Source organism: Francisella sp. AG1 (genome assembly GCF_057683165.1).
The window spans coordinates 1,382,673-1,395,192 of record NZ_CM173135.1 but is presented as its reverse complement, the minus strand read 5'-3'; the positions used below and the strand labels follow the sequence as shown (position 1 = coordinate 1,395,192).

Below are 12,520 nucleotides of genomic sequence, written 5' to 3'. Positions count from 1 at the left end.
ATATTTTATTGTTAAGATATTACATTTTTGTTGGAAAAGGAATGTTTGGATATGCAGGAGGTAGGTCTAACCCTTTTGCAGTTTCAACTCCTCTTAATATATCAGGTCTATCGGTTATTATTCCATCAACCTTCCAATCAATTAGCTTATTTATAACAGCATAATTAAAATCAGTACCTTCATTCTCAGTCCATCCCCATGTAACAACTTTTACACCTAGTTTATGAGCTTTATTAAGGTCTGCTTTTATTAAATCTTTTTCATAAGGTTCCCAAAATGTCCCACCTAATTTATGTACCATTAGAGGGTAATTATAATTAAAATCACTAGGGTTTAAGGGAGCTGTCCATTTATCGTAATTGGTCATATTTTTAGCTTGCTCTTTACTCATAGGCTCACTACTATGGTCTGTTAAATATGCTGTTTTAACTTTAGGGTTTAGTTTTTGTAAATCGACTAAAGCTTGCCATTCGAAAGATTGTACTTCAACATTATTTACCATTTGTGTTTTTATTAATACTTTGTTTAAAGCTTCAGCCATTTCTTTTGCTGACCAGCTAGCTTTTGGATCATAAGGGTCTGTTTTTATCTCAATTTGTAGTCTAACTCTAGTTCCTACGTTTGTTTTAATATAGTTAATAACCTCCTCTAGTGTTGGTATATGAATATTAGCCATACCAATATGATTAGGATACATCTTTGCAGTAGCAGAGTTAGGTTTAATATATCCAATAGTGTATTTTTTTAATTCTGCTAAGGTGAGATTTTTTATAGGGGTTGCTTGTTTTATCCAATTACCATTTTTATCTTTTGTTAGATCAGGGTTTAGAGTTAAATTATGGGTTACAACAAGAACTTTATCTCTGGTCATGTTGATATCCATATCAATCACATCAACGCCAATACGTAATGCTTGTGTGTACGCAGCAAGAGTGTTCTCAGGGCTAAGTGGTCTTAGCCCTCTATGAGCGTAGATGTTAATCACATCAGCAAAGCAAATATTGAAAATGCAAACTAGAGTAAGAGTTAAAAAAGATTTTTTGATCATTTTTATATTATTTTTTGAGGTTGTATATTTTAATAATTTATTGTACTAAGAATTAGGTATGAATTTAAACATTAATTAAACTAAATAATAAAATATGTTAGAATTTAACCTTTAAAGAAGCTAAAAAATTGGTAGTAAATAGTTGAATTATAAAGATAATTTCATAGGAAAAAATATTAAATCAGATGTATTATCTGGTTTTGTAGTGGCTGTTGCACTTATTCCTGAGGCTATAGGTTTTTCTGTTATTGCAGGAGTTTCTCCTACTGTAGGTTTGTATACAGCTTTTATTCTTGGTTTAATTACAGCTTTAATTGGTGGTAAACCAGGTATGATTTCAGGAGCAACAGGAGCTGTAGCTGTTGTATTAGTTGGTTTAGGTATCCAAATTAAGCAATCTTTATCTCCTGAGTTGTTACATACATTAACAGCCTCTGACCAGCTTAGCAGTTATATTTTGCAGTATATTTTACTGTGTGCGATTATGGCAGGGGTTATTCAAGTTTGTATTGGGCTTTTACGCTTAGGAAAACTGATTCGTTTAGTTCCACAGCCTGCAATGTATGGGTTTGTTAATGGTTTAGCGATTGTTATTGCTTTAGCTCAGATTCCGTTATTTCGTGGTGAAGGTATAACTATGTACATGCTGGTTGCTTTTACTATGTTAATTGTGTATTTCTTGCCAAAATTAACGGATAAAATACCCTCTGGTTTAGTTGCTATTATTACAATTACAGCAATTGTTATAATATTTAAACTTGATACAAAGAATGTTGGAGATTTAGCAGATATCTCAGGAGCATTTCCTAGTTTTTCAATCCCTAATATTCACCTTACAATGCAATCATTTTTAGTAGTTTTGCCTTACGCAATTATTGTAGCATTAGTAGGGTTGATTGAGTCACTTTTAACTTTGTCTGTCTTAGATGAGATGGATAATAAGCGTGGTAGCGGTAACCAGGAGTGTATTGCTCAGGGTACTGGTAATATTGTGTGTGGGTTTTTTGGTGGTATGGCAGGTTGTACAATGATTGGGCAATCTATTATTAACTTTACAAACGGTGGTAGAGGGCGGTTGTCATCACTTACAGCGGCTCTGTTACTTATATCTTTTGTAGTAGTTTTGTCCGGTTATATTTCGTATATTCCCGTAGCTGTGCTTGCTGGAATTATGTTTATGGTATGTATAAATACTTTTGAGTGGGAAAGTGTGAATCGTATACGCTATATGCCAAATCCAGATAAAGTTGTATTAGTAGCTGTAACAGCAATTACAGTGTATTCTGATCTTGCAATAGCTGTAATATCTGGGGTTATAATTTCAGCGCTGGTTTTTGCTTGGAAGAGCTCCCAAGTTCATGCACGAACTCATAGGGAAAATAAGAATACAAAAATGTATGAATTTTTTGGCCCATTATTTTTTGGCTCAACTAACTCTTTTAAAAGTTTATTTGACAGTGAATTTGACCCTGAAAATATAATTTTAGATTTTGCAAACTCTAGAGTAATGGATATTTCTGGAGCGGAGGCAATTGATGATATTACTAAAAAATATTTAGATTTAGGTAAAAAAGTTACACTTAAACATTTGAGTGAAGATTGTCGTAAAGTTTTAAAAAATGCTGGTCCATACTGTGTATTTGAAGAAATGGATCCAACTTATAAAATAGCGAGGGATATTTAATGGAAAAAATAAAAATTAATACAACTAATGCACCGCAAGCAGTAGGTTCATATGAGCAGGCAATAAAGATAGGTGATTTTGTATATACCTCTGGGCAAATAGGTTTGAGAGCCGATGGTACTCTCTCTGGAGAGTGTATCAAAGAGCAAACAATCCAAGTTATGCAAAATTTAAAAGCTGTGCTTGAAGCTGCGGGGTCAAGCTTGAATAAGGTTATTAAAGCTACTATTTTTATTAAAGATATGACAGAGTTTAAAGTTATAGATGATGTTTATAATTCTTTCTTTGATAATGACTATCCTGCAAGATCGTGTGTTGAGGTTTCAAGATTACCTAAAGATGTTAGGATTGAGATTGAAGCAGTAGCAATAGCTAACTAAAAAATTATTTTTATATTTTATCTATAGGTGCTCTTTGTTTGCTATGGTTATAACATATAGGCTAAAGTTATTATAATCATTATTACTGATGGATAAAATGTCAATGTAAAACCTAGGGCTCTAGCGCTTGCACCTTTGTTATAGTTTATAAAAAATAATATTCTACCAGTTCCAAAAGTAATTGCTGCAAATACTATAGTAGTCATGCTACTTAGAGGCATTATAGTTGCCCATGCAGTATATGCAATAAGAGCTATGCAAAATTGTTCTAAGGTATTTTGAATTAAGGCTTGTAATATTTTAGCTTGTTGAGATCCGCTTGTAAGACCACTACCATTTATGTCTTCAATATTGAAAAAGCGATGTTTAGCGAGTCTTGCTATAGCTATTACTAAAAATACTCCCGGAATAATTAAAGCTTTAAAAGCTATGGTAAGCTTGTTGTTAATTTCTTTAAGATGAAAAGGATCATAAATTGTTCCAATCAAAATGATTGTAATAGATAGAACTAGACCAGTAAATAATCCACAAAGAACTCCTTTTTGTTCATTTGACATTTTATTTCCTAATTATGAGCACACATGTTTTATTATGTTTTTATTTTTTAAAGGATGCAAATTTTTTAGTAAACAGAGAGTTAAATGTTAATATTAGGCATCTCTAAAAGATTGCTTTTATTCATAAAAAATAGTATTTTAATTTACATATAGCAGATAAATACATATATTTTAAGAATTATTTATTTAATTTTTTTAGATCAAATGAAAATATTTCGTCATTTATACGCTCAAGTTTTATTAGGAATATTTATAGGTATTCTGTTAGGTGTATTTGCACCAAATGTAGCTATAACATTAAAACCTTTTGCAGATGTTTTTGTTAAGCTTGTCAAACTTATGATAGCCCCAATTATATTTCTAACATTAGTCTCTGGTATTGCTGCAATGAGAGATTTAAAAAAGGTTGGAAAAATAGGAGGTTCAGCATTATTATATTTTTTTGCGATGACTATTGTTGCACTTATTATTGGCATGATTATAGCTAATTTCTTAAAACCTGGTGTAGGTATGAACATTGACCCTAACTCTTTAAATGCAAGTGCGGCCAAGGCTTATATGGGTAATATAGAGCATATTGATGATATTAAAGGATTCTTTATGAATATTATTCCAAATACATTTGCAGGAGCTTTTACACAAGGAGATATTTTACAAGTTTTATTTATATCAATTTTATTTGCAGTTGGTTTGGTTATGTATGGTGAAAAAGGAGAATCTATACTTTTAGGTATCCAAAATTTATCCCAAGTATTTTTTAAAATAATTCATGTTATTATGCATTATTCGCCAATCGCAGCTTGTGCTGCTATGGGCTATACTATTGGAATGTATGGGGCAGGAACTCTTTTAAGCTTACTAGGGTTATTGTTATGTTTCTACATTACATGTTTTATATTTATTATGGTTTTTTTAGGCTTTATATTAAAGCTCTATTGTCAGGTAAGTATTTTTAGATTATTAGGTTATATAAAAACAGAAATATTTATTGTATTAGGAACATCATCTTCAGAAACAGTCTTACCTAACCTTATGGAAAAATTAGAAAAAATTGGTTGTGATAAATCAGTAGTTGGCTTGGTAATACCAACAGGGTATTCTTTTAATCTTGATGGTACTGCTATTTATTTATCACTAGCAGCAATATTTATCGCACAAGCACTAGGTATAGAGCTTACATTGAGTCAACAGGTATTTATGTTATTAATTATGATAATTAGTTCAAAAGGAGCAGCCGGAGTAACAGGCAGTGGTTTTATCATTTTAGCTAGTACACTTGGCGCTTTAGGAGTTGTGCCTGTTGCTGGTATTGTTATAATTTTGGGTATAGACAGGTTTATGTCAGAAGGACGTGCTATAACAAATATGATAGGCAATACTATAGGAACTATAATTATATCTAAGTGGCAAGGCCAATTAGATATGTCAATATTAAAAAAAGAGTTAAGATATTAGTTTAGAACCTTATAGTTTTAGCACTATCAAAATATTGATAAACTTTATTATGTATATATAAAGATTTTATTGATAATACTGTTTTATATTTTGATTTATTTGGGATGATTATTTTTCCATCAGGACTCTCGGCACTTTGTAAACTTATCCCATCAACTGTTGTTGTTGAGATTTGATAAGGTTTTATTTTGTAGTTAATCTTTTGTCCCTTTAAAGCTTCAAATAAGACTCTACCATCTGTATTACCTAAGTCTACTCCTAATATATGAGCTATTGTAGGAGCTAAATCAACATTTCCAGTAGGGTATTGGTCAGTAAAATGTTTTTTAAAACTTGGGCCATATGCAATTAAAGTATTATGAACATCAATTGGGCTAAATGAACCATGCATACCTCTATCACTACCACTACTATTAAATTCTGTACCAGAGTAGCCTTGAATTCTTGCTGTATCGTTAAAGTTACTGCCAACAATTATATCAGGATTTCGTTTTGAACCATTTTCTAGTTTTACAGTCTTAAGTGCCAATGTACCTGGGATTTCTCCATAACGTGAGCTATCAACAAAGATTACCCCAAACTCTTGTCTAGCTTGTAGAAATTTCACTATTTTCTCTACTAAAGTTTTATTGTGGCTAGGTATGTATAGGTATGTACTACCACCATTAGCTGCAACTATAATACTGTCTTTAGGTAAATCTTTAGGCACCATGTATGCAGGAGTGGTATATTTTCTACCAAGGTTAGTTTCTCTATGACCGTTTTGATCTACAACTTTAACTTCACCACCACATATTTTATCAGTTGTATCATATTTTGTTGGGTATACAGGTTCTCCATCTTTTTTTATCCCTGTTAGAACTGGGTCGTATTCACACCCAGAACCATCAAAAGCTTTAAACCCAGCTCTTGATAGTAAATCTGCAGGTCTAAAATCCCCAGATACTGAGAAACCACTTATATTATCAACTTTACTGATATCATGAGTTTTTTCATCAATATTTCTTAATGGAAATTCATCTAATGATCCAGATACGTTACTATGAGCATGATCAGAAACAATGACTAGATTTGTTTTATCCCATTCCCCATTCTTTTTGAGTTTATTAATTAGTAAACCTAGTAGTAAATCTTGATTTTTAAGTGCATCATAATATGCTTTTGATCCAACACCATAATTATGTTCAGTAGTATCAGGGTTTCTAAGCCATACTACACTAAGTTGAGGGTTAAATTTAGGCATGACTTCATTTAGATAGCTTTTCATAAGATACGTATTATTTTTATTATAAGGAGACTTATCACTAGCAATAGGATCTGTTGTAACCCCATCTTTAAGCGTTGCGATGCTTCCATAGCTTGTTGGGTTTTCTTTAGAATTTATTTTAAAGTTTTTATAACTATATTTTGTATCAACTGGAAGAGGGTAGTCTTTGTCATTTAGATACTTAGCAAAGCTCTCGGGATAGACATGTTTTTCATCAAAAATAATTCCTTTAGATCCATAATCTTGCATAAATGCTGCACCAGATTTACCTACAGCAGCTGTTATAAATCCAGCATCCTGAGCTTTTTCAAAAAGAGTTGTAACTTCAATAAGAGGTGCTTCTGGGACATTATCTAAATCTTCTAGTATTTTATAATCTTCAGTAAAGACAGGTTGTTGGAAATCTATCTTCTTATTTTCTGAATCGACACCTTTAGCTTTATTTTGCCATAAAGTATTACCATAGAAGCCAGTTTTACCAGCAAAATCACCAGTAGCAAAACTTGATGCATTCATCATTGTGAAAGTAGGATAGCTTGAATGATTATCTTTAAACCATACTCCTTGATTAGCTAAGTTGTAAAGATTGGGGGTAGTGGTTTGTGATACTGAATCTGGTCTTAAGCCATCCCATACAAATATTATTGTATTAGGATTTTTTAGATTGTTTTGTGTTGAGTTAATAGGTGTAGCATTTGCTAATGCTACGATAGATAGAGCTAGGCCTACAAAAATTTTACGTTTTATCATATTTGTTGTTTATCTCCTTAATTTGTATTAAACATAGATAATTCTATAGCTTTGAGGTAATTATATAAGCTAGAAATATAATAAAAAAAGATTTATAGATATATGATTAATACTATGATAAAGTATTGGCCCTTAATTTTTTAATTTTCTATATTTTGAATGATGGGGTTTAAAAATATCTCATATTTTCTTCTAGAACAAAAGTTTTTTATAGCACAGTCTCAATTTTAAATATAATTTCAGTATGGTAAAGCATTTACTTGATGAAAATGCTGCTTAGTATTATGCTTGGATAAGAGAAGAGTTTTGATGTAGATTAGTTGAAGTTTTAAAGAAAGTGTTTAAGGTCAAGTATGTGTGAAAATCCATTAAAATTAGATTTCCCCATAATTCAAGCTCCTATGGCTGGAGATATAGTTAATCTGATAATATTGTGCTAAAGACGTGAGTAATAGCATCAGATAAATTATCAAAAGAATTATTTACTTTTCTTAAAATTCTTTTAAAATTGGCCCAAATTTTTTCTATAGGATTTAAATCAGGAGAATAAGCAGGAAGGTATAGTATCTGTATATCAAACTTCTCTGCTATTTTAGCCAATTTAGGAGACTTATGAAAACTAGCATTATCCATAACAACAGTAGTCTTTGGAATTAACTCAGGACATAAATGCTCTTCAAACCACTGATTAAAAATTTGAGTATCTGTATATCCAGTATACTCTAGCGGTGCTATAATCTTCTTTTCTAAATAGTTATAACCAGCAACTATACTTTTTCTCTGAGTTTGATAAGCAATAACTTCACCATAGCTAGGTTTACCAACAAGAGACCATCCTCTTAGTACAGACTGTTTATTATCCATACCCATTTCATCTAAATATACAAGTTTGTTAGGTTCAATAGTCTCAACAACCTCTATAAAACTTTGCCTATCTTGTTCTTTTCTTTGCTTATATTTAGGTGTCTTTTTTTAAAACTAAAACCAAGTCTGGTAAGACAATCATAAAATGTGCTTCTAGGTATTTCAGGAGCTAATGCTTCTCTAATATCTAAAGCCATTGCATCTGGATATGTTCTTAAGTAGCTTTCTATCGCTTCCTTATCTGTAAAGGTTGCTACTCTACCGCAACCCAAGCCTTGCTTAGATTTATAATCACCAGTTGTCTCGTATAAGTTTATCCAAGATCTAGTAGTACGGATATCTATATTAAAAAAATTACTTAGCTCTTTGTCTGTTAGGCCTTCTTTATATTTAGTTATTACGATATCTCTGAAATCTTGGCTATATGATGACATTTTTTCTAAATATTATAACATTATTGTCAAATAACTATCGGATTAACTATATTAGTCATTCAAGGCTTTGAAGCTGGGGGCCATCAGGCAAGCTTTTTGGAAGAAAAGCCAAATCAAAATACTACCGTTGATTTACTGGTATCAATAAAACAGCTTTTTCCACGAATATGTATTATTGCAGCTGGCGGTATTAGTTTAAATAATATGGATATTTTTTTTAAATTAGGAGCAGTCTACGTTCAGTTAGGTAGTGCTTTTATGATGACAAGTCAAAGTAATTTACCAACCTTTTCTAAGCAGTTTATTCAAAATAACTTTAAAACAGTTGTTTCTAAAAACATTACTGGAAAATATGCAAGAGGTATTTTAAATGAACTTATAGATGGAAATTCAGTACTTGAATATGAATTTCCTTTGCAGCATTATCATACTTCTAATTTGCGTAAATTAGCAAAATCAACTGGTAATTATCAGCTACAATCTCTATGGATAGGCTCTAATAGTGATAATATCAAATTATTTGATTTAGATGAGTTAATAAGAAAATTAAAACTTAAATATATTGAGCTTAAAATTTGATGATGTTATCAAAACTTTTTAAAAGTTTGGCATTATGAGTAATGAAAATCACAGTTTTATCAGTCATTAGCTCAGTTAGATTTCTAAAGACTAGTCGCTCAGTTTCCTTGTCAAGACCTTCTGTAGGTTCATCCAATATCAAGATAGGCTTTGTTTGTAAAAATGCTCTAGCTAGCGCGAGACGTTTTTGTTGCCCACCTGATAAATGTCTACCAAGTTCACCAGTCCAAGTATCTAAGCCTTTGGGTAGAGACTGGATATGTTTTTTTAATTCTACTTTATCTAGTGCTGACAAAAGTTCATCATCAGTAGCATTATTTTTTGCTAACAGAAGGTTTTCTCTGATTGTTGTGTTAAATATATGCGGAGATTGATTTATTATAGTCATCAGGTTTCTTAACTGATTTTCGCTACATTTTTTGATATTTGTATTACCGATAAAGATTTCACCAGAGTTAACATCCCAAAATCTAGCTAAAAGGTTTATAACTGTTGATTTGCCTCTACCAGTTGGTGCAAATAGAGCAATTTTTTGCTTTTCTTTTATTTTTAAAGAAAAGTTATCAAGAACAGTTTGATCAAGGTTATAACCAAAGCTTACTTTATTAAATTCGATTGAGTAGTCATTAATTTCTATTTGTTGTTGTGGATATTCAATATTTGATTTTGTATTTGTAATATTTAAAATTCTTTTAGCAGCAGAGAGGGTTTTACCTAAGTATTGATATGCTAAAGGTAAAGGCATAATTGCCTCGAACATCGCCATAATAGCAAGAAATATTAATGCAATAAAAGCGCCGTTAATTACACCGTTTTGGGTTAGTTTAACCGCAAAAGCTGTAACCATAGTTATAGTCAATCCAAGTGCTAAAGTCATAAGTGCACTATTTAATCCACTTATGATACTGATTTTTTCTTCTTGTTTGAGTAAATCAGAATTATACTGTTTTATTTTTTCAAAGTGTTTGTTTTCTATATCAAAAAGCTTAAGTTCAGTAAGTGAGTTTACATGCTCAGAGATATTTGTTTTTAGTTTAGCACTAATGTGATTGAGAGTTTGTGTTTTTTTCATAGCTAAAACACTGCCAAATAAAGGTATTACAAAACCTATAAAAAGTAGAGATAAGAAAGACAGTAATGCTAGAGTAAGGCTAAAAAAGCAAAACAATACAGAGATAGTAATACTAGATAAAATAAATACAATAGTTGGTGATAGTATACGGATATATAAATTATCTAAAGCGCCAATATCGTTGACTAATCTTGTAAGTAAATCACCACTTTTATATCTATATAGATGAGATGGTGCAAGAGGCTCTAGTTTTGTGTAGAACCAAACGCGAATATCCGTTAGGATCCTAAAAGTTGCTTGGTGAGTTAGGACGCGCTCACCATATCTGCTTACAATTCTACCTAGAGAAAAAGAGCGTACTCCAGCAGCAGGGTAGAAATAGTTAAAAGAAGCAGCTATTATAGCATATGAGGTTGTCGCTAGATAGCCTGTATATGCTATAAACCATCCAGATAATGACATAAGGCCAATGCTCATAAGTATAGCAGACCATGCAAGTAGAGTTCCTAAAAGCATCCATTGTGTTTGATTTTTGAATAGTTTTATAAATGGTACTAAAGTCTTCACACTGTTACCTCATTTTTATAAAAGCGATAGAATTCACTATTTTGGTTGTCAATTAACTCTTTGAAAGTTCCAGTCTCTACAATTTCTCCATCAGATAAAACTATTATATTATCAACACATTCTAAAAAGCTGAGCTTATGAGTTAACATGATAACTGTAGTATCTTTCCAATTTGTTTTTAATGATTGGATAATTTTTTTTTCACTAGTTTTATCTAGACTTGCTGTAGGCTCATCTAGGATTAAAGTATCATGAGGTTTTAAATATGCTCTAGCAAGGGCTAATCGTTGAGCCTGACCTCCAGATATTCCTAAATTTTGCTCGCCAATTTCAGTTTTTAATCCATTAGGGAGTGAGTTTATAAAATCATTAAGATCAGCATCAGAGATTGCTCTATTAAGCTGTTCACGATTAGCATAATTATTTGCTAATCGTAAATTATCTTCAATTGAACCTTTAAATAAAGAGGAGTTTTGACCTAGCCATGAGATATTTTTTAACCAAGATTTTTCTTCTAAATCCTTAAGTTCGGTATTTTGATTGATAATTATGTTTCCCTGATAATTTATAAAACCTAGTAGTGTATTGATAAAAGTGGTTTTGCCAGCTCCACTTGCACCAACGATAGCTACTTTTTGTTTAGCTTTTATCTTTAGAGAGATATTATTGATGGCTATTTTTTTATCATATTTAACAGTCAGGTTTTGTATTTTAATATCATTGATCTTGTCACTAAATACAGTGTTTCTAACTTTATGTGATGGTTGCATCTCAAAGATTTTAGATATTTCTAAGGCAGCACCTACTGCTTCAGCTTTTGCATGATAATGAGTACTTAATTCTCGTAAAGGCATGAAAAATTCTGGGGCTAATAAAAGAATAAATAAACCACCTTGAAGAGTTATATTATGAAAAGACCACCAAATATTATTGTCAGCGCCTGTGTTGATAAAACCCATACCAAGGTATATAGCTACCATTGCGATAGAAGCCGCAGCAAATAGTTCAAGTACAGCAGATGATAAAAAAGCAATCTTAAGTACTTTTATAGTGTTAATTCGATAGCTATCAGAAGCTTTATAAATTTGTTCACTTTGAGACTTACTTTTATTAAATAGTTTAAGTGTAGTAAGACCTTTTAGAGTATCTAAAAAAGTTGTACTCATTCGTGTGAGTGTTTTAAAATGCTTTTGACTTTCAGATTCTGCTCCTAACCCAACGATAATCATAAAAAGAGGAATTAAAGGAGCACATATTAATAATAATACTCCACAAACTATACTTTGGGGAAATATAAAAACTAATATAGCTAAAGGCATAAGTCCAGATAAGGTTATTTGGGGCAAAAATTTTGTTAAGAATCCCGTTAGAGCTTCAACTTGATCCATAGTGCTAGTTATAATATTCGCATTTGATGTTTTGTTTAATTCTACGGGCCCAAGCTTACTTATGTGTAATAATATATCTTCACGAATTTGTTTTTTAACTATAGTTGCTGACTTGTAGCTAATAATTTCTCTAGCCCAATTTAGGCCAGCACGTATTATTACAATTAAAACTATTAGTATAAAATATAGACTCAATTGTTTCAATGTGGAATGCTCTATATAGGCATTATAAGAAATATGTGCTAATAGATATAGTTGAGCTATAAGTAATAAACCACTTATAAAGGCGATAAAAACTGTAAGTTTAATTGATTTGTTAGCAGGTAAGGCTATTGTATTTAACCATTTTCTTGCAGTTTTTTTATCTTCTTTTGAAGTATCTGTAATCATACAATGCTTTTTTAAGCTTTGATTGTGAGCAAATTATAATTAAACATTTTATAAAACTCCATAAACTAGTTTTAATATATAGTAA

The 12,520-nt window shown here is 31.2% G+C and carries 10 protein-coding genes; 4 read left to right on the top strand and 6 right to left on the bottom strand.

Features of this window, described 5'->3' with window-relative positions:
- Positions 1-19: 19 nt before the first annotated feature.
- Positions 20-1,054, bottom strand: coding sequence for a glycerophosphodiester phosphodiesterase (locus tag ACR0PV_RS07230; protein ID WP_488173980.1), 1,035 nt, complete (start codon positions 1,052-1,054; stop codon positions 20-22).
- A 136-nt stretch (positions 1,055-1,190) separates the two neighbouring features.
- On the opposite strand from ACR0PV_RS07230, the gene ACR0PV_RS07225 reads away from it, so the two are divergent.
- Positions 1,191-2,732 (top strand): SulP family inorganic anion transporter, encoded by a 1,542-nt coding sequence (locus tag ACR0PV_RS07225; protein ID WP_488172455.1) that lies wholly within the window; start codon positions 1,191-1,193, stop codon positions 2,730-2,732.
- Positions 2,732-3,112: a Rid family detoxifying hydrolase gene (locus ACR0PV_RS07220; RefSeq protein WP_488172454.1), complete on the top strand. Its 381-nt coding sequence runs from the start codon at positions 2,732-2,734 to the stop codon at positions 3,110-3,112. Before ACR0PV_RS07225 ends, ACR0PV_RS07220 begins: the two co-directional genes overlap by 1 nt.
- A gap of 47 nt (positions 3,113-3,159) precedes the next feature.
- Here the strand turns inward: ACR0PV_RS07220 and ACR0PV_RS07215 are convergent, their stop codons facing one another.
- The gene (locus ACR0PV_RS07215; RefSeq protein WP_488172453.1) at positions 3,160-3,669 is read right to left on the bottom strand and encodes an MAPEG family protein; all 510 of its coding nucleotides are present in this window, start codon (positions 3,667-3,669) and stop codon (positions 3,160-3,162) included.
- A gap of 204 nt (positions 3,670-3,873) precedes the next feature.
- On the opposite strand from ACR0PV_RS07215, the gene dctA reads away from it, so the two are divergent.
- Positions 3,874-5,124, top strand: a complete 1,251-nt coding sequence (gene dctA, locus ACR0PV_RS07210; protein ID WP_488172452.1) for a C4-dicarboxylate transporter DctA — start codon at positions 3,874-3,876, stop codon at positions 5,122-5,124.
- A gap of 1 nt (position 5,125) precedes the next feature.
- Here the strand turns inward: dctA and ACR0PV_RS07205 are convergent, their stop codons facing one another.
- Together ACR0PV_RS07205 and ACR0PV_RS07200 are read right to left on the bottom strand one after the other, a co-directional pair.
- The gene (locus ACR0PV_RS07205) at positions 5,126-7,141 is read right to left on the bottom strand and encodes an alkaline phosphatase family protein (protein WP_488172451.1); all 2,016 of its coding nucleotides are present in this window, start codon (positions 7,139-7,141) and stop codon (positions 5,126-5,128) included.
- Positions 7,142-7,558: 417 nt separating this feature from the next.
- Positions 7,559-8,439, bottom strand: a protein-coding gene (locus ACR0PV_RS07200; protein ID WP_488172194.1) for an IS630 family transposase whose coding sequence is annotated in 2 segments (ribosomal slippage) — positions 7,559-8,115 and positions 8,115-8,439 — 882 coding nt in all. Because the reading frame shifts where the segments join, the coding sequence is not laid out codon by codon here.
- Between the two features lie 30 nt (positions 8,440-8,469).
- Between ACR0PV_RS07200 and ACR0PV_RS07195 the strand changes: the two genes are divergently transcribed.
- On the top strand, positions 8,470-9,018 hold the full coding sequence (locus tag ACR0PV_RS07195) for a nitronate monooxygenase (protein ID WP_488173979.1): 549 nt from the start codon (positions 8,470-8,472) through the stop codon (positions 9,016-9,018).
- Here the strand turns inward: ACR0PV_RS07195 and cydC are convergent.
- Positions 9,008-10,657: a heme ABC transporter ATP-binding protein/permease CydC gene (gene cydC, locus ACR0PV_RS07190; RefSeq protein ID WP_488172450.1), complete on the bottom strand. Its 1,650-nt coding sequence runs from the start codon at positions 10,655-10,657 to the stop codon at positions 9,008-9,010. The genes ACR0PV_RS07195 and cydC overlap by 11 nt on opposite strands.
- On the bottom strand, positions 10,654-12,435 hold the full coding sequence (cydD, locus tag ACR0PV_RS07185) for a heme ABC transporter permease/ATP-binding protein CydD (RefSeq protein ID WP_488172449.1): 1,782 nt from the start codon (positions 12,433-12,435) through the stop codon (positions 10,654-10,656). The genes cydC and cydD overlap by 4 nt, the downstream gene beginning before the upstream one ends.
- Between the last annotated feature and the right edge of the window lie 85 nt (positions 12,436-12,520).